Source organism: Chimaeribacter arupi (assembly GCF_002858805.1).
Classification (GTDB): domain Bacteria; phylum Pseudomonadota; class Gammaproteobacteria; order Enterobacterales; family Enterobacteriaceae; genus Chimaeribacter; species Chimaeribacter arupi.
The window spans coordinates 55,072-76,859 of the sequence record NZ_PJZI01000019.1 but is presented as its reverse complement, the minus strand read 5'-3'; the positions used below and the strand labels follow the sequence as shown (position 1 = coordinate 76,859).

Below are 21,788 nucleotides of genomic sequence, written 5' to 3'. Positions count from 1 at the left end.
TTTCTTTACAGATAAATACCTATTCCCGCCCCGGACCGCTTTTCGCCTATGCTATGATTCGCAACCTGCTGACCCCCCTGGGGCTAACATTCGACAAATTGTGGTGATGGATGAGTAACAGCTATCTGGCGTTTCCTGACTTCGACCCGGTGATTTTCTCCCTGGGCCCGGTTTCCCTCCACTGGTACGGCCTGATGTACCTGGTGGGCTTTGTGTTTGCCATGTGGCTGGCGGTGCGCCGCGCCAACAAGCCCGGCAGCGGCTGGACCAAAGATGAAGTGGAAAACCTGCTCTATTTCGGTTTCCTGGGTGTGTTTATCGGCGGCCGCGTAGGCTATGTGCTGTTCTACAACCTGCCGCTGTTCCTCGATAACCCGCTCTACCTGTTCAAAGTATGGGATGGCGGGATGTCGTTCCACGGCGGCCTGCTGGGTGTGATCTGCGTGATGCTGCTGTTTGCCCGCCGCACCCACCGCACCTTCTTCCAGGTCTCTGATTTTATTGCGCCGTTGATCCCGTTTGGCCTCGGTGCCGGCCGCCTCGGCAACTTCATCAACGGTGAACTCTGGGGCCGCGTCACCACCCACACGCCGTGGGCGATGCTGTTCCCCGGCTCGCGCAGTGAAGATATGGCGATTGCCGTCGCTGACCCGTCCCTGCTGCCGCTGCTGAACCAGTATGGCGTGCTGCCGCGCCACCCGTCGCAGATCTATGAACTGCTGCTGGAAGGGGTGGTGCTGTTCCTGATCCTGAACCTCTTTATCCGCAAACCGCGGCCGATGGGCAGCGTCTCCGGCCTGTTCCTGATCGGTTACGGCGCCTTCCGCATCATTGTGGAGCATTTCCGCCAGCCGGACGCCCAGTTGGGGCTGTTCGACGGCATTATCAGTATGGGGCAGATCCTCTCGATTCCGATGATCGTGGCGGGCGTCATTATGATGATTTGGGCCTACCGCCGCCCACAGAAAACCGTTGTGAGGTAACATGAAACAGTATCTGGATTTAATGAACACCGTGCTCCATCAGGGCACCCCGAAAGCTGACCGCACCGGCACCGGCACGCTGTCGATTTTTGGCCATCAGATGCGTTTCAACCTGCAAGAGGGCTTCCCGCTGGTGACCACCAAGCGCTGCCACCTGCGGTCAATCATTCACGAACTGCTCTGGTTCCTGAAAGGCGAAACCAACATCGCCTACCTGCGTGAAAACAACGTCACCATCTGGGATGAGTGGGCCGATGAAAACGGCGACCTCGGCCCGGTGTACGGCAAACAGTGGCGTGCCTGGGGTGCCGCGGACGGCCGCCAGATAGACCAGCTGGCGAACGTGGTGCAGCAACTGAAACAGGACCCGGACTCCCGCCGCATCATCGTTTCCGCCTGGAACGTGGGTGAACTGGAGAGCATGGCGCTGGCCCCGTGCCACGCGTTCTTCCAGTTCTACGTGGCGGACGGCAAACTCTCCTGCCAGCTGTACCAGCGCTCCTGCGATGTGTTCCTCGGCTTGCCGTTCAACATCGCCAGCTATGCGCTGCTGGTGCATATGATGGCGCAGCAGTGTGATCTGGAGGTCGGGGATTTCGTCTGGACCGGCGGGGACACCCACCTCTACAGCAACCATCTGGAGCAGGCGCGCCTGCAACTGACGCGCGAGCCGCGCCCGATGCCGACACTGGTGATCAAGCGCAAACCTGACTCCCTGTTTGATTACCGCTTCGACGATTTCGAGATTGAAGGGTATGACCCGCACCCGGCCATCAAGGCCCCGGTCGCGATCTGATTCATCCTTCTGCTGTATAGAACCGAAGCCAATGGCTTCGGTTTTTTTATGCCTGCATCCGCCCGCCGCCGCCGGTTTTGCGGGATACCTTCCAGAAAAATGCCGGTTTCCCGCCGTTGCAATGCCGGGGTGCGTAATGGGTTCCTGTTCCGCCACCGCCCGCTGGCCGGGGCGGTTTTGCGCCTTACACTGGCCCGCATGAACAGACGCACAGGGAAACAACAGGGCATGAGCTTACTTGAAATGCTGGTGGTAATGGGGCTGATTGCCATCCTGACCGGCGGCAGCCTCTATTACGGCCAGACAATGCGCCAGGCGCACCGCCTGCGGCAGAGCGCCCAGACGCTCCAGGCCTTTCTGGGCCGGATGCAGGCGCAGGCCAACGCCCGCAATGAGGCGCACCTGCTTGCGGTGACGCTGGGACCGACGGGCTGCGTCACGCGGCTGAATGACGTGCCTGACGGGTGCAACGGGAACGCACTGCGGGTGTTCCGGCCCGGCGGGGAGGGCGTGGCGATAGTGGACTTCAGCGGCAACGGCATGGGGTTTTATGGCCTGCGCAATACCGCCCAGCCAGGCCATCTCACCCTCGGCAATGCTGCCGGGCGCATCCGGGTCGTGCTTTCCGGCCACGGACGCTTGCGGCTCTGCGCTGAAAATACGGTCAGTGGGGTGCCGCCATGCCGCTGAACAGGCCCGGTGCCCGGCAACAGGGGTTCACCCTGCCGGAAATCCTGCTGGCGATGGGCATCGGCAGTGTGGTGATGCTGGCCGCAGCCGGCAGTTACCCGGCAATCTACCAGCAGGGGCAGCGCCTGCGTCAGCTGTTCTGGCTGGATCATGCCCTGCATCAGGTGGCGGACACCCTCGAAAAAGATCTGCGCCGCGCGGGGTTTTGTGCCGGGGCAGCCTGCGGCCGCCACGCCATTCGCCTGAGCACGGCACCCGGCGCGGGGGCAGGGGCAGGGGCAGGGGGCTGCATCGTGCTGGCGTATGACCTCAACCGCAATGGCCGCTGGGAACCGGCAGGGCCGGAGGCGGAAACCTTTGGCTACCGCCTGGTGGCCGGTGCGCTGGAGACGCAGCGTGGCGTGGCGCACTGCGGCGGCACGGGCTGGGAGAGGCTGTTCGATCCGGCTGAGGTCACCGTCACCGGTTTTACGTTTACCGACGCCCGCGAAACCGCAGGCAGCGTGCTGCAACTCACTCTGAGCGGCCAACACCGGCAGGGTGTAACCCCGCATCAGATCGTCCGTTTACTGACCGGGGCAAACGCATGAGGCGGCAACAGGGCAACGCCCTGCTGTTGACACTGATGGGGCTGATGCTGCTGGGGCTGATGGGCATGACGGCGCTGCACCGCCAGCTTGACGAAGCGGTGCGGCTCACCGCCGGAACGCGGCAACATGTGCTGGCCTGGCATCAGGCTGCGTCCTCCCTCACCTGGGCGGAAACATTGAATTGGCCGCCGGCAAACACCACATGGCAATGCCGGGCCTTTCATCCCGGCAGCCTGCACGGCTGCATAAAAGCCGCGTCCGCGCCGGGCGTTATCCTGCTGCGTGGGGAAGGGCAGCGGGCAGACGATTCCCCGCTGTTCCTTTACCGGCTGGCTGCCCCCGGTAAAGGCGGGCGGCTGACCTTACAAGCCGGGGGCTGGCTGGATTTCTGCCCGGAAAAGGCCCCGCATGACTGTGACGGAGAAGCCGTGCCATGACGACGCAGCAGGGTTTTACCCTGATTGAAGTGCTGTTTGCCGCGATGCTGTTTGCCGTCTCGCTGTTGGGGTTGCTCACCTACCAGCAGGCACTGACGGCGGGGTTTGACCGGCAACGGCAGGTGCAGCAGGCATGGCGGCTGGCCGGCCAGCACCTGGAGGCTTTCAGCCTGACCGGCCATCAGAGCGGGCTGTTACCGGTGCCCCAGGGCTGGCAACTGACCATCAGCAGCGCGTCTGCCGGTGCCCCCGGCGGCTGCCGCTGGGCGAGTGTTACCGTAACGGCCCCGGCACAGCAACAGGTGACGGTGCGCCGGTTATTATGTTAAAACCCCGCCCCGGTGTTGCTTTACGGCGGCGTCAGGTTACAGTGGGGCTGCGGCGCAAGCCGCCTGCCACACCCGTTATTCACTTCAGAGGCATCATGTTCACCGTTTACCACTCCAACCAACTGGATCTGCTGAAAAAACTGATCTCGGCGCTTATTGAGGGGCAACCGCTCTCCGATCCCTTCCAACAGGAAGTGGTGCTGGTGCAAAGCCCCGGCATGGCGCAATGGCTGCAAATGCAGTTGGCCGATGAGTTTGGGATTGCGGCGAATATTCAGTTTCCGCTGCCGGCCTCCTTTATCTGGGACATGTTCACCCGCGTCTTGCCGGGGATCCCGAAAGAGAGCGCCTTCAGTAAAGATGCCATGACCTGGAAGCTGATGTGGCTGCTGCCGGAGATGTTGCCGGAACCGGCCTTTGCCCCCCTGCGCCATTACCTGCAGGATGACGGTGACAAGCGCAAAATCCACCAGCTGGCTGCCAGGGTCGCTGACCTGTTTGACCAGTATCTGGTTTACCGCCCGCACTGGCTGGAAGGGTGGGAGCGCGGTGAACTGCAAGAGGATCTGGGCGAGGCGCAGCAGTGGCAGGCGGTACTGTGGGCGCGGCTGTGTGAGTACACCGCCACGCTGGGGCAGCCGAAATGGCACCGTGCCAACCTCTACCAGCGCTTTATCACCACCCTGAACCAGCATGAAACCTGCCCGCCGGGGCTGCCGGCGCGGGTGTTTATCTGCGGCATCTCCGCGCTGCCGCCAATCTATTTGCAGGCGTTGCAGGCGCTGGGCAAGCACATCGACATCCACCTGATGTTCACCAACCCTTGCCGCTACTATTGGGGTGACATCCAGAACTATGCGTTTCTGGCCAAACTGCAAAGCCGCAAACGGCGTGACTACCTCGCCCGCGCCGAGGTTGATCTGTTCCGCGATCCGGCGCAGGCACCGCAGCTGTTTAACCAGGAAGGGGAGCAGGCACTTACCAACCCGCTGCTGGCCTCCTGGGGCAAGCTGGGGCGTGACCATATGTACCTGCTTTCCCAGATTGATGACATTCAGGAAGTGCAGGCGTTTGTGGACATGGAAGACGACACCCTGCTGCACGCGGTGCAGCAGGACATGCTGGAGCTGAATGACCAGGCGGTGCTGGGCATGACGCCGGAAACCCTGGCCAACAGCGCCGGTAAACGCCTGCTGAACCCAGAGGATCGCTCCATCTGCATCCATGCCTGCCACAGCCCGCAGCGCGAAGTGGAAGTGCTGCATGACAAACTGCTGGCGATGATGGCGGAAGACCCGGATCTCACGCCGCGTGACATCATTGTGATGGTGGCGGACATCGACAGCTACGCGCCCTACATTCAGGCCGTATTTGGCAATGCCCCGCCGGATCGCTACCTGCCGTTTGCCATTTCTGACCGTAAAGCGAGCCAGGCCCACCCGGCGTTGCAGGCGTTCCTTACCCTGCTGGAGATGCCGCAGAGCCGCTTTACCTCAGAGCAGGTGCTGGCGTTGCTGGAAGTCCCGGCGCTGGCCGGCCGTTTCGCTATCCATGAGGATGGGCTGCGGTTGTTACGGCTGTGGGTCAGTGAATCCGGCATCCGCTGGGGGCTGGACGATGACGCCATCCGCCAGCTTGAACTGCCGCCGACCGGCCAGCACACCTGGCGCTTTGGCCTGACGCGGATGCTGCTGGGCTACGCGATGGACAGCGAAGCCGGGCACTGGCAGGGCGTACTGCCCTATGACGAGTCCACCGGGCTGGCGGCAGAGCTGGCCGGGCACCTGGCAGAGTTGCTGATGCAGCTTACCCGCTGGCGCACCCTGCTGGATGAACCGCGCCCGCTGGCGGCATGGTTGCCGCTCTGCCGCCAGATGCTCGACACCTTCTTCATCAAAGATGTGGAGACGGAAGGGGTGCTGACGGTGATTGAGGAGCAGTGGCAGAAAGCGATCAATTTCGGGCTGGCCGCGCAATACCCGGATAAGGTGCCGCTCAGCATCCTGCGTGATGACCTGGCGGCCCGGCTGGATCAGGAGCGCATCAGCCAGCGCTTCCTGGCAGGGCCAATCAACTTCTGTACCCTGATGCCGATGCGGTCGATTCCTTTCCAGGTGGTCTGCTTGCTGGGCATGAATGATGGCGTTTACCCGCGTACCCTGCCGCCGCTCGGGTTTGACCTGATGGCGCATCAGGTGAAAAAAGGGGATCGCAGCCGCCGTGATGATGACCGCTATCTGTTCCTGGAGGCGATGCTGTCAGCCCAGCAGCGGCTTTACATCAGCTTTATCGGCCGTTCAATTCAGGACAACAGCGAGCGTTACGCCTCCGTGCTGGTGACCGAGCTGATGGAGTATATCGGCCAGAGTTTCGTGCTGCCGGACGATCTGGCGTGCGAGGCGGACGAGAGCGAACGCCGGGTACGTGAGCACGTACTCTGCCACCATGCCCGGATGCCGTTTAATGCGGAAAACTTTGTGCCGGGTGATGAACACCAGAGTTACGCGCGCGAATGGCTGCCCGCCGCCAGCGCGCAGGGTGAGCCGCACCCGGACTTCAACCAGCCGCTGGCACCGGAACCGCTGGAAGAGATCACGCTGGAAAACCTGATGCGCTTTTATCGGCATCCGGTTCGCGCCTTTTTCCAGATGCGCCTCGGCGTCAATTTTATGCTGGAAGAGACGGAGCTGCCGGACGAAGAGCCGTTCGTGCTGGACAGCCTCAACCGCTATAAATTCAACAGCCAGCTGCTCAATACGCTGATTGAAGAGCAGGACGCCGACGCGCTCTATGCGCGGGTGAAAGCCTCCGGCGCGCTGCCTTACGGCGCGTTTGGTGAAATCTACTGGCAGAAGCAGTCCGAAGAGATGACCGGGCTGGCAGAGAAGGTCAGGGCGCTGCGCGGTGAGTCCCGCAGTGAAGAGATTACCCTGGAAATCGGTGACTGCCTGATCACCGGCTGGGTTCACCATATCCAGCCCGATGGCCTGTTGCGCTGGCGGCCTGCGACACTGAATGCGGTGGATGGGGTGTTGCTGTGGATCGAGCATCTGGCGTATTGTGCATCAGGAGGCAAGGGGGAAAGCCGCAGCTATGGGCGCAAAGATACCGCGTGGCACTTCCCCGCTCTGCCGGTCAAACAGGCCCGGGACTATCTGGCGCTGTTGATCGAGGGGTACCGGCAGGGTATGCGTGAGCCGCTGCTGCTGGTCAACAAGAGCGGCTGGGCGTGGCTCAGCCACTGCGTGGATCCCCAGACCGGGGAGATAAACCGTGATGAGGAGACGCAGGGCAAAGCCCGCGGTAAACTGCTTCAGGCCTGGCTGGGCGATCAGCGTGTTCCCGGCGAAGGCGATGATCCCTACCTGCAACGCGTCATCCGGCAATTGGACGATGACGACATCGTAAAAATCCAGCAGAATGCGGAACGTTTTTTACTGCCTCTGGCCCTGCACCATCAGGCCGGGGCGGCATAAAGGCAAGACGCGTCACCGTGTCATGAAAGGACTCCGCCGTGCACCGCCGCTGCCACAGGGCAGGTGCATTCTCAGCGATACCGCCTGTGGCGGCACTATCGCGGCATACTGGGTCTCACCTCTTCAGGCGGCCCGGCCAGCAACGTTCACGCAGAGTGGCCTTACCCTTTGAAGTTTGCTCCGGCGGTACATTTACCAGGTGATGGGAGAGTGGGAATGCGAAAACAGCTTACCTGTATTTCCAGGTTACTGTTGTTATTGATTTTTTTAGCACCAATCAGCGGTTTTGCGCAGGGATGGCAGCCACTGGCGGAAACAATCAACAAGAGTGAACACGATCCCCGCCAATACCAGGCGGTGAAACTGGATAACGGCATGACGGTGCTGCTGGTGTCTGATGCCCAGGCCCCCAAATCGCTGGCGGCGCTGGCGTTGCCGGTCGGCTCGCTGGACGATCCGGGGAGCCAGCTGGGGCTGGCCCACTACCTTGAGCATATGGTGCTGATGGGGTCGAAAAAGTACCCGGACCCGGAAAACCTTGCCGAGTTTCTGAAGAAACATGGCGGCAGCCATAACGCCAGCACCGCCTCCTACCGCACCGCATTCTACCTGGAGGTGGAAAACAGCGCGCTGACCCCGGCGGTTGACCGGCTGGCGGATGCCATTGCCGCGCCGCTGCTTGACCCGGTCAATGCCGATCGCGAACGCCATGCTGTCAATGCTGAATTGACGATGGCGCGTTCGCGTGACGGTATGCGCATGGCACAGGTCAGGGCGGAGACGCTTAACCCGGCGCACCCCAGCGCCCGCTTCTCCGGCGGCAACCTCGACACGCTGAAAGACAAGCCCGGCAGCAAACTGCATGAGCAGCTGACGGCGTTCTACCAGCGCTACTACTCCGCCAACCTGATGGTGGGCGTGATCTACAGCAACCAGCCGTTACCCGCACTGGCCTCGCTGGCGGCCGGCACCTTTGGCCGCATCGCCAACCATCAGGCCAGCGTACCGGCGATTACCGTGCCGACGCTGACCCCGGCGCAAGAGGGCATTATTGTTCACTATGTCCCGGCGCAGCCGCGTAAACAGCTCAAGCTGGAGTTCGCGATAGATAACGACCGCGCGCGGGATCAAAACAGCCAGGCGTTCCGCAGCAAAACCGACACCTACATCAGCTACCTGATCGGTAACCGCAGCCCCGGCACGCTGTCGGACTGGTTACAGAAACAGGGCCTGGCAGATGCCATCAATGCCGGGGCCGACCCGCTGGTTGACCGCAACCAGGGCGTGTTTGCCATTTCCGTGTCGTTGACTGACAAAGGGCTGGCGCAGCGTGACGAGGTGATTGCCGCAGTGTTCAACTACCTGTCGATGCTGCGTCAGCAGGGCATCAGCAAAAGTTATTTCGATGAAATCAGCCATGTGCTGAACCTCGATTACCGTTACCCGGCCATTACCCGCGATATGAATTACATCGAGTGGCTGGTAGATACCATGCTGCGGGTACCGGTGAACCATACGCTGGATGCCCCCTACATTGCCGACCGCTATGACCCGGCGGCCATCGCCGCCCGCCTGAGCCAATTGACGCCGGAAAAAGTGCGTGTCTGGGTGGTCAGCCCGGATGCACCGCACAACCGTACTGCCTATTTCGTTGATGCGCCATACCAGGTAGACCGTATTACCCCGGCGCAGCGCCAGCATTGGCAGCAACTGGGCACACAAATCGCCCTGACACTGCCGGCGCTTAACCCCTATATCCCGGACGATCTGTCACTGATTACCTCCACGGAAAAACCGGTGCGGCCACAGGTGGTGGTGGATGAGCCGGGGCTGCGCGCGCTCTACATGCCAAGCCGCGCCTTTGCCGATGAGCCGCGCGCCGACATTACCTTTGCCTTCCGCAACCCAACGGCACTCGACTCACCGCGCCATCAGGTGATGTATGCGCTCACTGACTATCTGGCGGGGCTGGCGCTGGATCAGCTCAGTTATCAGGCCTCTATCGGCGGTATCGGCTTCTCCACTGCGCCGGATAATGGGGTAGTCTTTAACGCCAACGGCTATACCCAGCGCTTGCCGCAACTGCTCACGTCCCTGGTGGCCGGTTACGCCAGCTTCACGCCGACCGCCGATCAGCTGGCGCAGGCCAAATCCTGGTACCGGGAGAAGCTGGATGCCTCCGGCAAAGGCAAAGCCTTTGAGCAGGCGATCATGCCGGTCCAGATGCTCTCCCGCGTGCCTTACAGCGAACGTGAGGCGCGCCGCGCCATGCTGGACAGCATCACGGTGGAGGAGATCATCGCCTACCGTGACAGCCTGCTCCATCTGGCCGCGCCGGAAGTGCTGGTGGTCGGTAACATGACGCCGGATCAGGTGCGCCGGCTGGCACATTCGCTGAAAACCCAGCTCGGCTGCACCGGCAAAGCCTGGTGGCACGGCAAAGAGGTGGTGATTACGCAGAAACAGCTGGCCAACCTGCAAAAAGCCGGCAGCAGCAGTGATTCCGCACTGGCTGCGGTCTATGTGCCGTCCGGTTATGATGAGGTGCGCAGCATGGCCTACAGCGCCTTGCTTGGGCAGATTCTGCAACCCTGGTTCTACAGCCAGCTGCGTACGCAGGAGCAGCTGGGCTACGCGGTGTTTGCCTTCCCTATCTCAGTCGGGAAACAGTGGGGGCTGGGCTTCCTGTTACAGAGCAACAGCCAGCCACCGGCTTACCTCTACCCGCGTTACCTTGATTTCTTTGCCCAGGCGGATAAACGGCTGGGTGCCATGAGCAATGAGGATTTTGTGCAATACCGTCAGGCAATGATCGATGAGCTGACCCAGCGTCCGCAAACCCTGAGTGAAGAAGCCAGCCGCTTCAGCAATGACTTCAGCCGCGGCAATTTCCGCTTCGATACCCGCGACCAGGTGGTCGGGGTGCTGAAAGCCCTGACGCGTGACCAGCTGCACCAGTACTACCAACAGGCTGTGATGAACCCGCAAGGGCTGGCGTTGCTGTCACAGATCCAGGGTAACGGCCCGGATGCGCAAAAAGGCGGTTTCGCTGCCCCGGCAGACTGGACGACCTACACTGACACCACCCGTCTGCAAGCGACCCTGCCGCAACAGGTGAATGGGCAATGACGACGTCCGCGCCCCTCGCCCTGAACCCGCTGACCCTGCCGCTCTATGCGGAGCGGCTGATTGAGGCCTCAGCGGGTACCGGCAAGACCTTCACCATCGGGATCCTCTACCTGCGCCTGCTGCTGGGGCTGGGCGGGGAGGCGGCCTTCCCGCGCCCGCTGACGGTCGAGGAGATTCTGGTGGTGACCTTCACCGAGGCGGCGACCGAAGAGTTGCGCGGCCGCATCCGCGAGAATATCCATGCCCTGCGGCTGGCCTGCGTGCGCGGCAGCAGCAGTGACGGCATGTTACAGGCGCTGATGGCAGAGATTGCCGATCTGGCCGATGCCGCCGCGTTGCTGCTGGCGGCCGAACGGCAGATGGATGAAGCCGCGATTTACACTATTCATGGTTTCTGCCAGCGGATGCTGACCCACAATGCATTTGAGTCCGGCATCCTGTTTGAGCAGACGCTGGTGCAGGATGAAATGCCGTTGCGCCGTCAGGCGTGTGCTGACTTCTGGCGGCGGCACTGTTACCCGCTGCCGATTGAGATTGCCCGGCCGGTGGGGCAGGCGTGGAGCGGCCCGGAGGAGTTGCTGCGCGATCTGGCCCCTTATCTTCACGGCGAAGCCCCGGCGCTGCGTTACCCGCCTGCCGAAGGTGAAACGTTACAGAGCCGTCATGCGCGGATCATTGCCCGCATCAGCGAGGTAAAACAGGCATGGAACAGTGCGGCGGGGGAGCTGGAAGCGCTGATTTCTGCTTCCGGCGTCGACAAGCGCAGTTACAGCAGCCGTTACCTGCCGCTCTGGCTGGAGAAAGTCAGTGAGTGGTGCGCGCTGGAGACGCAGGATTACCAGTTGCCGGCAGAACTGGAAAAGTTCAGCCAGGCACGGTTGCTGGAAAAAACCAAAAAAGGTGAGCCGCCGCGCCACCCGGTATTTACGCTGATCGAGCAGCTCTGTACTGAGCCGCTCTCTCTGCGCGATGTGGTGATGGCGCAGGCGATCACAGAAATCCGCCAGACGGTGCAGAAAGAGAAGCGCCAGCGGGCTGAAATGGGCTTTGATGACCTGCTCAGCCGGTTGGATGAGGCGTTACAGGCCGAAGGCGGCAGGGCGCTGGCCGAGGCGATCCGCGCCCGCTACCCGGTGGCGATGATCGATGAATTCCAGGACACCGACCCGCAACAGTACCGGATCTTCCGGACCCTTTACGGCAACCAGCCGCAATGCGGCCTGCTGCTGATCGGTGACCCCAAACAGGCCATTTACGCTTTCCGTGGGGCGGATATTTTCACCTACATGCGCGCCCGTGCAGAAGTGAGCGCCCACTATACGCTCGGCACCAACTGGCGTTCCTCCCACCCGATGGTGGCCGCGGTGAATACGCTGTTCCAGCAGAAAGACGATCCCTTTATTTTCAGTGAGATCCCGTTCAGCCCGGTTTCCGCAGCCGCCCGCAACCAGGCGCTGGCGTTTGAGGTGTCCGGCGAACGGCAACCGGCGCTGCATTTCTGGCTGCAATCGGGTGAGGGCGTTGGCGTCAGTGATTACCAGCAGATGATGGCGCGCCAGTGTGCCGGGCAGATCAGCCACTGGCTCTCTGCCGGGCAGCGCGGCGAGGCGTGGCTGGTCAACGGCGGGGAACGGCGCGCGGTCAGGGCGTCGGACATCACGGTGCTGGTGCGTAACCGGATTGAGGCTGCGCTGGTGCGGGAGGCGCTGGGCGCGCTCGCCATCCGCTCGGTTTACCTCTCCAATCGTGACAGCGTATTTGATACCCCCGAAGCGCGGGACATGCTCTGGCTGTTGCAGGCGGTGCTGGCTCCGGAGCAGGAACGTACCCTGCGCAGCGCGATGGCGACCGGCGTGATGGGGCTGGACGCCCGTACGCTGGCGGAGCTGAGCGCCAGTGAAACCGACTGGGATGCGCTGGTGCTGGAGTTTGACGGCTACCGCGAACACTGGGAGCGGCGCGGCGTGCTGCCGATGCTGCGCGAGCTGATGCGCAAACGCCATCTGGCAGAGAACCTGCTGGTCAGCGAAGAGGGCGAGCGCCGGTTAACGGATTTCCTGCATTTGGGTGAACTGTTGCAGGAGGCCTCTTCCCAGCTGGAGAGCGACTACGCGCTGGTGCGCTGGCTGGCCCAGCAGATTGCCCAGCCGGAGAAGCAGGCGGAAAACGAACAGCTGCGCCTCGAAAGCGATCGCCATCTGGTGCAGATTGTAACCATCCATAAATCCAAAGGGCTGGAGTATCCGCTGGTGTGGCTGCCGTTTATCGCCCATTTCCGCCCGCAGCAGCAGGCGCTCTACCATGACCGCCAGACGTTCGCGGCGCTGCTCGACTTGCGGGAGGAAGAGGAGAGCAAGGCACTGGCGGAAGAGGAACGGCTGGCGGAGGATTTGCGCCTGCTGTATGTGGCCCTGACCCGGTCAGTGTTTCATTGCAGCATCGGCATTGCGCCGTTGATTCAGGGTAACCGCAAAAAGCAGGGCGACACCGATCTGCACCGCAGCGCATTGGGCTACCTGATCCAGAAAGGGGAAACGTGTGACGCCTTTGCCCTGGCGGAGCTGCTGGGCGCGCTGGCGGATGAGAGCATCGCGCTGACCCAGATTGCCGAACCGGCGGTGCAGCCGTGGGAAGCGCCGGCTCCCCCGGCGCTGGCGCTGGAGGCGCGGGAGTTCTCCCGTCCCGTCGGGGATAACTGGCGGGTCACCAGCTATTCCGGCTTGCAGCAGCACGGCAGCGCACTGGCAGAAGCCCTGCTGCCGCGGCTGGACATTGACGCCGCCGGGGAGCAGCAGCCGGAAACCACACCGGGCATGACGCCGCACACCTTCCCGAAAGGGGCGTCGCCCGGCACCTTCCTGCACAGTTTGTTTGAAGAGATCGACTTCAGCCAGACACCGGATCGCGCCTGGCTGGAGGAGAAACTCACGGCCCAGGGCTTCGGCAGCGAGTGGGGCGAGGTGCTGGCCGGCTGGCTGGAACAGGTGCTGCAGGCGCCTTTGGGGCCGGAGGGGCTGTCATTGCGGCAACTGCCGCCTGCGCAGCGGCAGGCGGAACTGCAATTCTATATTCCAATCCGTGGCCTGCTGCGCGCGGCGGATCTCGACCGTCTGGTGAAGCAGTATGATCCGCTGTCGGCTGCCTGCCCGCCGCTGGATTTCCGGCAGGTGAAAGGGATGCTGAAAGGGTTTATTGACCTGGTGTTCTGCTGGGAAGGAAAGTTCTACCTGCTGGATTATAAATCCAACTGGCTGGGCGAGAGTGCCGCTGCCTATACCCAGCCCGCGATGGCGCAGGCGATGGCCGAACACCGCTATGACCTGCAATACCAGCTCTACAGCCTGGCGCTGCACCGCTATTTGCGGCACCGCCTGGCTGGCTATGACATCGACCGCCACTTTGGCGGCGTGATTTATCTTTTTTTGCGTGGGATCGACCAACAGCATCCGGAAAACGGCATTTTCCGCTGCCGCCCCCCGTCGGACTTTATCCGCGAGATGGATGCCTTGTTCGAAGGCCACACGCTCTCTCTTACTGAGGCAGGATCACCTTCATGATGACCTTACTGGAACGTGCGCTGCTGGGTGGCGCCCTGAGGCCGCTGGATGTGCAATTTGCCCGTTTTCTGGCGGATGAGAACCAACCCGCGATGCTGCTGGCGGCAGCCTGCGTCAGCGCAGAGGCGGGCAGCGGCCATGTCTGCCTGCCGCTGGCCCAGCTCACACCGGATGCACTGTTTGATGGCCGCCACCCGGAACTGGCAAAAGAGATGGGCGCGCGCCTCGGCCACCCTGGCGGCACGCAGTGGCTCCACTGGCTGAAAGAGTCACCGGCGGTGAGCGACGGCTCCCAACCCACGCCGCTGGTGCTGCATCAGGACCGTCTCTACCTGCAACGGATGTGGCAGTGCGAGGCGCAGGTGGCCGGGTTTATCGCCAGTGACAGCGACCAGCCTGCTGACCACGCGGCGCTGGGCGCGATCCTCGATCGTTTGTTCGGCCCCGGCGGCAGTGAGCCGGACTGGCAAAAGGTGGCGGCAGCGGTCGCCATTACCCGCCGCATCTCCATTATTTCCGGCGGGCCGGGCACCGGCAAAACCACCACGGTGGCCAGGCTGCTGGCGGCGCTGGTTGAGCTCTCAGCAGACAGGAAACTGCGTATCCAGCTGGCTGCGCCGACCGGCAAGGCGGCTGCCCGGCTGACGGAATCCCTCGGCAAGGCCAGCCGTGAACTGGCGCTGGATGCCGCGATCCAGGCGGCGATCCCGCAGGAGGCCTCGACCCTGCACCGGCTGCTGGGCGCACAGCCCAACAGTCAGCGAATGCGTCACCATGCTGCGAACCCGCTGCACCTGGATGTGCTGGTGGTGGATGAGGCCTCGATGGTGGACTTGCCGATGATGGCGCGGCTGATTGCTGCGTTGCCGCCGCACGCCAGGGTGATTTTCCTCGGTGACCGCGATCAGCTGGCCTCGGTGGAAGCGGGCGCGGTGCTGGGCGATCTCTGCCGTTTCGCTGAACAGGGCTACAGCCCGGCGCGGGCCGATCAGTTAAGCCGCATCACCGGCTGCGCGCTGAGCGGCACCGATCTCAAGGCGCACGCTACCGTGCGTGACAGCCTCTGCCTGCTGCGCAAAAGTTATCGCTTTGATGCGGCTTCCGGCATCGGGTTGCTGGCCAGTGCGGTGAACGCCGGGAAAGCCGCAGCGGCGCTGAAGGTGCTGGGCGGCAGCCATGAGGATGTGCAGGGTTACCCGCTGGCAGAGAACGAAGACTATCCGCATCTGCTGGAGCGCTGCGTGGCGCACTACCGGCCCTATCTGGAACAGGTGAAAGCCGGTGCCGGTGCCGGGGAGATCCTGAGGCTGTTCAACCAGTTCCGCGTGCTGTGCGCCGTGCGCGAGGGGCCGTTTGGCGTCAGCGGGCTGAATGACAGGATTGAGCTGGCGCTGAACCGCTGTGGGGCAATCCGCCGCCAGCCGGGCGCGGCCGGGCGCTGGTATGCCGGCCGGCCGGTGATGATCAGCCGTAATGACAGCGCACTTGGGCTGTTTAACGGCGACATCGGCATCACATTGCGTGACCACCGCAACGAGCTGCGGGTCTATTTCCAGTTGCCGAACGGTGAAATTAAGTCCGTCCAGCCAAGCCGCCTTCCGGCGCATGAAACTGCCTACGCGATGACCGTGCATAAGTCTCAGGGGTCGGAATTTGACCACACCCTGCTGGTGCTGCCGAACCAGTGGCTGCCGGTATTGACGCGTGAGCTGGTGTACACCGCCATTACCCGCGCCAAAAAACAGCTGTCGCTTTATGCCAGCCATAACGTGCTGGCCAGTGCCATCAGCACCCCGACGCAGCGGCGCAGTGGCCTGGGTGACCGGTTAATGCAGGCGCTTCAGGCGGCTTCCTGACGGGATTCAGGCTGCGCGGTGACTGTATTTGCGACGGTGACTGTATTTGCGACGGTGACTGTATTTGCGACGGTGACTGTATTTGCGCCGGTGACTGTTTTTTGCGGCAATGACTCTCTTTTTCAGCGAGGGCTGTTTTTTCAGTGAGGCTGTTTTGCAGCGGTTGACGTTTTTCGCAAGACAACACGCAAGCCGGGAGAAACGCCACGCCGACGGCGAACCGTCGGCGTGGGCAGGCAGGAAAAGCCGGCGTTACAGATCGGCCAGCAGGATCTTGGAGCGGCGCTGGTAGTTATAGAGTGCCTGTTTCTGCATCGGCAACACCTCGACATCCGCCGGCTGGAAGCCGCGCTCCTGGAACCAGTGGATGCTGCGGGTGGTCAGCACAAACAGCTTCTCCAGCCCCAGCTGGCGCGCCTGGCTCGCCACCCGGTGCAGCAACATCTCACCGCGTGAGGAGCTGCGGTAGTCAGGGTGCACGGCCACACAGGCCATTTCACCAATCTTCTCTTCCGGGAAGGGGTAGAGCGCCGCACAGGCAATGGTCAGGTTGTCGCGCTCGATGATAGTGAACTTGTCGATCTCCATCTCCAGTTGCTCACGGGAGCGGCGCACCAGAATCCCCTGTTGCTCCAGCGGGCGGATCAGCTCCAGAATGCCGCCGATGTCATTAATGGTGGCGCGGCGTACCTGCTCGGCACTCTCCATCACGATCTGCGTACCGATACCGTCACGCGAGAACAGCTCCTGCACCAGCGCCCCATCCTCGAGATAGCTGATCAGGTGGCTGCGGCGCACGCCGCTGCGGCAGGCTTTGACCGCCCCACGCAGGAACCGCACAGTGCCGGAGTAGTAATCACCGGTCTGCTCCAGCGCGTCGATGCGCTGCTGGGCGTCATTCGGGAACAGCTCGGAAATCACATTGCCTTCGCTGTCCGTCACCCCTTGCGAAGAACAGAAGCCAATCATCTTCTCCGCTTTGAGTTTGATCGCCAGTTGGGTCGCGACCTCTTCTGAGGTGAGGTTGAAGCTCTCCCCGGTCACGGAGACCGCCACCGGCCCCATCAGCACAATGGCACCGCTGTCGAGCTGGCGGTGGATCGCCTCTTCATCAATACGGCGGATACGGCCGCTGTGGCAGTAGTCCACGCCGTCATCCACACCCAACGGCTGGGCGATGATGAAGTTACCGCTCACCACGTTGATGTGCGCGCCCTGCAATGGCGTGTTATTCAGGCTCATCGAGAGGCGGGCAGTGATGTCGAGTTGCAGCAAACCGGCAGCCTGTTTCACCAGCTCCAGGGTTTTGGCATCCGTTACCCGGGTGTGTTTGTGGTATACCGGCTCGCAATGGTGCTGCGCCAGGTTGGCGTCAATCTGCGGGCGGGCGCCATACACCACCACCAGCCGAATGCCCAAACTATGCAACAGACCGATATCGTTAACGATGTTGGAGAAGTTCTCATGCTCGATGGCCTCCCCGCCCAGCATGATCACAAATGTCTTGCCGCGGTGGGCATTGATATAGGGGACTGAGTGACGGAATCCTTGAACCAGCTCTGTACTACGTTCCTTCACGGGCTTCGCCTCTTGCATGATTATTCGTAATTTCTGTATTTTTATTCTTTATTGCCGAGATCGCAAGCAGGAAATCACCAAGAAAAGTTATCAGGAGGTTAACAGGGGGTTAGTGCTTATCAGAAGATTGGGCTTTTTAGCCGGTGGGCGGCTTTAAGGGTGACAGGAAGCGGCTGATTCGTTAAAGTTTTTGACGTTTAGCCCGCTTTAGCGATGCCTTTTCATCGCTTTTCATTTTCCCGGAGCCGCATGAACGATAACCCTCCTAATCTGGGCCGCCGCCGTCTGGTGCAGGCCGCCGCCGCCACCTGGTTGCTCAGCGTCAGCCAGGTCGGGTTTGCCGCCGCCGCACACGTGATTGCCGTACGTGTCTGGCCTTCAACGCCCTACACCCGCGTGACCATCGAATCCTCCACGCCGCTTAAGTATAAGCAGTTTGCACTCAGCCACCCGGAGCGCGTGGTGATCGACATTGAAGGTGTTCACCTCAACAGTGTGCTGAAAGGCATCGGCAAACAGGTGCGCACCAACGATCCTTACCTGAAGCAGGCCCGCGTCGGGCAATTTACGAAAGATACCGTGCGGGTGGTGCTGGAGCTGAAACAAAACAGCACGCCGCACCTGTTTACCCTCGGGCCGGTGTCAGAATTTAAAAACCGGCTGGTGGTGGATCTCTATCCGGCCAGCGGCCGGGCAGGGGAGCCTTCCGATCCGTTGCTGGCGCTGCTGGAAGATTACAACAAAGGCGATCTGGAACGCTCGCTGCCGGCGACGACGCCCAGACGCGGCAATGCCGGCCACGACCGGCCGATTATCATCATGCTGGACCCCGGCCACGGCGGCGAAGACTCGGGGGCCGTCGGGAAATATAAGACGCGTGAAAAAGACATTGTGCTGCTGATTGCCCGGCGGCTGAAAAAGCTGATCGACAAGCAACCGAACATGAAAGCCTATATGACGCGCAACGAAGATGTCTTTATCCCGTTGCGGGTGCGGGTGGCGAAGGCGCGCAAACAGCACGCTGACCTGTTTGTGTCGATTCATGCAGATGCCTTTACCAACCGGGCGGCACGTGGCTCCTCGGTGTTTGCGTTGTCTACCAAAGGCGCGACCAGCGCCGCCGCACGTTACCTGGCGCAAACGCAGAATGAGGCGGATAACATTGGTGGCGTAGGGAAAAGCGGCGACCGTTATCTCGACCATACGATGTTTGATCTGGTGCAGACGGCCACCATCAATGACAGCCTGAAATTCGGCAAAGAGGTGCTGGCACGGATGGGAAAAGTGAATCACCTGCATAAGAACCATGTCGATCAGGCGGGGTTTGCGGTATTGAAAGCGCCTGATATTCCGTCGATTCTGGTGGAAACGGCGTTTATCAGTAATGTGAAAGAGGAGCGCAAGCTGCGTACCAGCCGCTTTCAGCAGCAGGTGGCGGAGTCGATTCTGGCCGGGATCACGTCCTATTTCGCCAAAGGCGGACTGGTGCGGCGGTAAGTTGTGAGAAGAAGAGTAAGAACAGGATGATGCCGCGCTGCCCGCCGGGTGGCGCGCAATAAACCGGGCAGGGGAAAAGACAAAAAGGAGAGGGGAAAAGAAGTCCAGACGGCAGAAACAAAAAAACACCCTGAAGGGTGTCTGATGTCATGTAAGTGGTTGCGGGGGCCGGATTCGAACCGACGACCTTCGGGTTATGAGCCCGACGAGCTACCAGGCTGCTCCACCCCGCGTCCGTCTTACTGCTTATTTTTTACAACCATACTTACTTTTTTAACGCTAACGTCCTGATTGTACGCCAGGCCGCTGTTACGTGCAATGCGGATTTTCAGCTGCTGGTACAGCACCGAATTGGTTGCGGGGGCCGGATTCGAACCGACGACCTTCGGGTTATGAGCCCGACGAGCTACCAGGCTGCTCCACCCCGCGTCCGTAACATCTTTACTTCTTTACTGCTTATCGAACCATCCGACGTTTTTTGCTGCTGGTACAGCATCGAATTGGTTGCGGGGGCCGGATTTGAACCGACGACCTTCGGGTTATGAGCCCGACGAGCTACCAGGCTGCTCCACCCCGCGTCCGATGGATGCGCACTATACCGGCCATGAGATTTGCTGCAAGTTGTTTTTACATTTAATGCATTAGGCGCAGGTTTTTTAAACGAAATGACGCTTTTTTGCCTGTTTTTTCCCGATGGCGGCTGCCTTTTTTGGCAGGGAGAATTCCTTTCTCTATGGGCGTTTGTTATCGTGCGCGGGTGAAAATCCGGTAAAGAGTGCAGGCAATGAAAGGATCGTTAGGCAAATATATCGTCAGCGGCGTGGTAATCGCTATCCTGGCCGGGTGTTCTTCCCGGCCCACCGATCGTGGGCAGCAGTATAAAGATGGGCGTCTGGAACAGTCGCTGGCGCTGGTTAATGAGCCGAATGCCAAAGGGAAGCCGGTCAATGCCAAGGATTATGCCGATCAGCTGCAGGAAATCCAGTACGCCTCACCGGGCCTGTTCAGCCGCAACAGCCCGACTTATCAGAATGTGCAGCAGTGGATCCGCGCCGGGGGCGATACCCGTACCCTCAGCCAGTACGGGCTGAGCGCCTACCAGATGGAGGGCGTGGACAACTTCGGCAATGTGCAGTTTACCGGCTACTACACGCCGGTGGTGCAGGCGCGCTATACCCCGCAGGGCGAATTCCGTTACCCGCTCTACCGGATGCCGCCAAAAGGCAAACGCCGCCTGCCGGATCGCGCCGCGATTTACAGCGGGGCGCTGGATGAGCGTTACGCAGTGGCTTACACCAACTCCCTGATGGATAACTTCATGATGGAAGTGCAGGGCAGCGGGTATGTGGATTTCGGCGACGGTCGCCCGCTGATGTTCTTTGGCTACGGCGGCAAGAACGGCCACGCCTATCGCAGCATTGGTAAAGTGCTGATTGATCGCGGTGAAGTGGCGCGCGAAGATATGTCGATGCAGGCGATCCGCCAGTGGGCGGACAGCCACTCCCCGGCAGAAGTGCGTGAGCTGCTGGAACAGAACCCTTCCTTTGTGTTCTTTAAGCCGGAGATGTTTGCGCCGGTGAAAGGGGCAAGCGCCGTACCGCTGATTGCCAAAGCCTCGGTGGCCTCGGATCGTTCGCTGATCCCGGCCGGCACCACGCTGCTGGCAGAAGTGCCGGAGCTGGACAATAACGGCAAATTTACCGGCAAGTACCATATGCGGCTAATGGTGGCATTGGATGTCGGCGGGGCGATTAAAGGCCAGCATTTCGACATCTATCAGGGCATCGGCCCGGAAGCGGGCCACGCGGCCGGTTATTACAACCACTATGGCCGGGTCTGGGTGCTGAAATCCAAACAGAGCGGCGGCCCGCTGTTCACGGCCTACCAGAGCCAGGCCAAACCGGTGCTGAACAGCGGTTCACAAGGCGGCACCCTGCTGGTGAACAACCCGCAGTAATTCCGCCACCGGGCAGCAACAGAAGCGGCCTGCGGGCTGCTTTTTTATTTTTCGCCGGGCATCCCGGTTACAGTGTTGAGGTAATGAACGTGACAACAGCAGCCTATTCTGACGCTTATCTGCAACGTTTCGGCGGCACGGCCCGGCTGTATGGCCAGTCGGCGCTGTCGGTGTTCGCGGCGGCGCACGTCTGCGTGATTGGCATCGGCGGCGTCGGCTCCTGGGCGGCCGAGGCACTGGCGCGTACCGGCATCGGCGCGATTACGCTTATCGACATGGACGATGTCTGTGTCACCAATACCAACCGCCAGATCCACGCGCTGAAACAGAGTGTCGGCCAGGCGAAAACCGAGGTGATGGCCCAGCGCATTCTGGCGATTAACCCGGAGTGCCGCGTCACCTGCATCGATGATTTCATCACGCCGGAGAATGTGGCGGCGCTGCTGGATAACAACTTCAGCTATGTGATTGACGCCATCGACAGCGTGCGGCCGAAAGCGGCGCTGCTGGCTTACTGCCGCCGTTTCAAAATCCCGGTGGTGACCACCGGCGGGGCGGGCGGGCAGATTGACCCGACGCGGATTGAGGTTACCGATCTGGCGAAAACCATCCAGGACCCGCTGGCGGCCAAACTGCGTGAACGGCTGAAGAGTGATTTTAACGTGGTGAAAAACAGCAAAGGGAAACTAGGGATTGACTGCGTCTTCTCCAGCGAACCGCTGGTCTACCCGCAGCCGGACGGCTCAGTCTGCGCGTCCCGCAGCACCGCCGAAGGGCCGAAGCGGATGGATTGCGCCGCCGGGTTTGGCGCGGCCACGATGGTCACCGCCACCTTTGGTTTTGTGGCGGTGTCCCATGCGTTGAAGAAAATGGTCGCCAAAGCAGAACGCCAGGCGGCACAGGCATAACGGCG

Annotated in this window: 14 protein-coding genes and 3 tRNA genes; 13 read left to right on the top strand and 4 right to left on the bottom strand. The window is 61.3% G+C overall.

Annotated elements, in window-relative coordinates:
* Positions 1-110 precede the first annotated feature (110 nt).
* The 10 genes from lgt (at position 111) to recD (ending at position 15,843) form a co-directional block, all read left to right on the top strand.
* Entirely contained in the window at positions 111-983 is an 873-nt protein-coding gene (gene lgt, locus CYR52_RS12600) for a prolipoprotein diacylglyceryl transferase (protein WP_072932576.1), read from the top strand.
* 1 nt (position 984) lies between these two features.
* A complete protein-coding gene (gene thyA, locus CYR52_RS12595) occupies positions 985-1,779 on the top strand; it encodes a thymidylate synthase (protein WP_072932574.1) in 795 nt (264 codons plus the stop codon).
* 48 nt (positions 1,780-1,827) lie between these two features.
* Complete coding sequence (locus CYR52_RS12590) at positions 1,828-2,469, top strand: prepilin-type N-terminal cleavage/methylation domain-containing protein (protein WP_079205318.1); 642 nt, start codon at positions 1,828-1,830, stop codon at positions 2,467-2,469.
* Entirely contained in the window at positions 2,460-3,059 is a 600-nt protein-coding gene (locus CYR52_RS12585; protein ID WP_101828690.1) for a prepilin peptidase-dependent protein, read from the top strand. Before CYR52_RS12590 ends, CYR52_RS12585 begins: the two co-directional genes overlap by 10 nt.
* The gene (locus CYR52_RS12580; protein ID WP_072932570.1) at positions 3,056-3,496 is read left to right on the top strand and encodes a DUF2509 family protein; all 441 of its coding nucleotides are present in this window, start codon (positions 3,056-3,058) and stop codon (positions 3,494-3,496) included. Before CYR52_RS12585 ends, CYR52_RS12580 begins: the two co-directional genes overlap by 4 nt.
* Positions 3,493-3,825 (top strand): prepilin-type N-terminal cleavage/methylation domain-containing protein, encoded by a 333-nt coding sequence (locus CYR52_RS12575; RefSeq protein ID WP_072932567.1) that lies wholly within the window; start codon positions 3,493-3,495, stop codon positions 3,823-3,825. The genes CYR52_RS12580 and CYR52_RS12575 overlap by 4 nt, the downstream gene beginning before the upstream one ends.
* Before the next feature lie 95 nt (positions 3,826-3,920).
* Positions 3,921-7,301, top strand: a complete 3,381-nt coding sequence (gene recC / locus CYR52_RS12570) for an exodeoxyribonuclease V subunit gamma (protein WP_072932565.1) — start codon at positions 3,921-3,923, stop codon at positions 7,299-7,301.
* Between the two features lie 216 nt (positions 7,302-7,517).
* On the top strand, positions 7,518-10,430 hold the full coding sequence (gene ptrA, locus CYR52_RS12565) for a pitrilysin (RefSeq protein WP_101828689.1): 2,913 nt from the start codon (positions 7,518-7,520) through the stop codon (positions 10,428-10,430).
* Positions 10,427-13,987: an exodeoxyribonuclease V subunit beta gene (gene recB / locus CYR52_RS12560; RefSeq protein ID WP_101828688.1), complete on the top strand. Its 3,561-nt coding sequence runs from the start codon at positions 10,427-10,429 to the stop codon at positions 13,985-13,987. The genes ptrA and recB overlap by 4 nt, the downstream gene beginning before the upstream one ends.
* The gene (recD, locus tag CYR52_RS12555) at positions 13,984-15,843 is read left to right on the top strand and encodes an exodeoxyribonuclease V subunit alpha (RefSeq protein WP_101828687.1); all 1,860 of its coding nucleotides are present in this window, start codon (positions 13,984-13,986) and stop codon (positions 15,841-15,843) included. The genes recB and recD overlap by 4 nt, the downstream gene beginning before the upstream one ends.
* Positions 15,844-16,095: 252 nt before the next feature.
* Here the strand turns inward: recD and argA are convergent, their stop codons facing one another.
* Positions 16,096-17,439 (bottom strand): amino-acid N-acetyltransferase, encoded by a 1,344-nt coding sequence (gene argA / locus CYR52_RS12550; RefSeq protein WP_165698470.1) that lies wholly within the window; start codon positions 17,437-17,439, stop codon positions 16,096-16,098.
* Positions 17,440-17,670: 231 nt separating this feature from the next.
* Here argA and amiC point away from each other — a divergent pair, with 231 nt between their 5' ends.
* Complete coding sequence (gene amiC / locus CYR52_RS12545) at positions 17,671-18,918, top strand: N-acetylmuramoyl-L-alanine amidase AmiC (protein WP_101828686.1); 1,248 nt, start codon at positions 17,671-17,673, stop codon at positions 18,916-18,918.
* Positions 18,919-19,074: 156 nt separating this feature from the next.
* Here amiC and CYR52_RS12540 read toward each other — a convergent pair.
* The 3 genes from CYR52_RS12540 to CYR52_RS12530 all read right to left on the bottom strand — a co-directional run bounded on the left by CYR52_RS12540 (position 19,075) and on the right by CYR52_RS12530 (position 19,496).
* Positions 19,075-19,151, bottom strand: a tRNA-Met gene (locus tag CYR52_RS12540).
* A 119-nt stretch (positions 19,152-19,270) separates the two neighbouring features.
* Positions 19,271-19,347 (bottom strand) — tRNA-Met (locus CYR52_RS12535).
* A gap of 72 nt (positions 19,348-19,419) precedes the next feature.
* Positions 19,420-19,496 (bottom strand) — tRNA-Met (locus CYR52_RS12530).
* Between the two features lie 206 nt (positions 19,497-19,702).
* On the opposite strand from CYR52_RS12530, the gene mltA reads away from it, so the two are divergent.
* Positions 19,703-20,875, top strand: coding sequence for a murein transglycosylase A (mltA, locus tag CYR52_RS12525; RefSeq protein ID WP_072932553.1), 1,173 nt, complete (start codon positions 19,703-19,705; stop codon positions 20,873-20,875).
* Positions 20,876-20,958: 83 nt separating this feature from the next.
* Positions 20,959-21,783, top strand: a complete 825-nt coding sequence (tcdA, locus tag CYR52_RS12520) for a tRNA cyclic N6-threonylcarbamoyladenosine(37) synthase TcdA (protein ID WP_072932551.1) — start codon at positions 20,959-20,961, stop codon at positions 21,781-21,783.
* Positions 21,784-21,788: the final 5 nt, after the last annotated feature.

Coding starts and splice junctions, on each gene's coding strand:
- lgt (WP_072932576.1), top strand. CDS start 111: ATGAGTAACAGCTATCTGGCGTTTCCTGACTTCGACCCGGTGATTTTC.
- thyA (WP_072932574.1), top strand. CDS start 985: ATGAAACAGTATCTGGATTTAATGAACACCGTGCTCCATCAGGGCACC.
- CYR52_RS12590 (WP_079205318.1), top strand. CDS start 1,828: ATGCCTGCATCCGCCCGCCGCCGCCGGTTTTGCGGGATACCTTCCAGA.
- CYR52_RS12585 (WP_101828690.1), top strand. CDS start 2,460: ATGCCGCTGAACAGGCCCGGTGCCCGGCAACAGGGGTTCACCCTGCCG.
- CYR52_RS12580 (WP_072932570.1), top strand. CDS start 3,056: ATGAGGCGGCAACAGGGCAACGCCCTGCTGTTGACACTGATGGGGCTG.
- CYR52_RS12575 (WP_072932567.1), top strand. CDS start 3,493: ATGACGACGCAGCAGGGTTTTACCCTGATTGAAGTGCTGTTTGCCGCG.
- recC (WP_072932565.1), top strand. CDS start 3,921: ATGTTCACCGTTTACCACTCCAACCAACTGGATCTGCTGAAAAAACTG.
- ptrA (WP_101828689.1), top strand. CDS start 7,518: ATGCGAAAACAGCTTACCTGTATTTCCAGGTTACTGTTGTTATTGATT.
- recB (WP_101828688.1), top strand. CDS start 10,427: ATGACGACGTCCGCGCCCCTCGCCCTGAACCCGCTGACCCTGCCGCTC.
- recD (WP_101828687.1), top strand. CDS start 13,984: ATGATGACCTTACTGGAACGTGCGCTGCTGGGTGGCGCCCTGAGGCCG.
- argA (WP_165698470.1), bottom strand. CDS start 17,439: ATGCAAGAGGCGAAGCCCGTGAAGGAACGTAGTACAGAGCTGGTTCAA.
- amiC (WP_101828686.1), top strand. CDS start 17,671: ATGAACGATAACCCTCCTAATCTGGGCCGCCGCCGTCTGGTGCAGGCC.
- mltA (WP_072932553.1), top strand. CDS start 19,703: ATGAAAGGATCGTTAGGCAAATATATCGTCAGCGGCGTGGTAATCGCT.
- tcdA (WP_072932551.1), top strand. CDS start 20,959: ATGAACGTGACAACAGCAGCCTATTCTGACGCTTATCTGCAACGTTTC.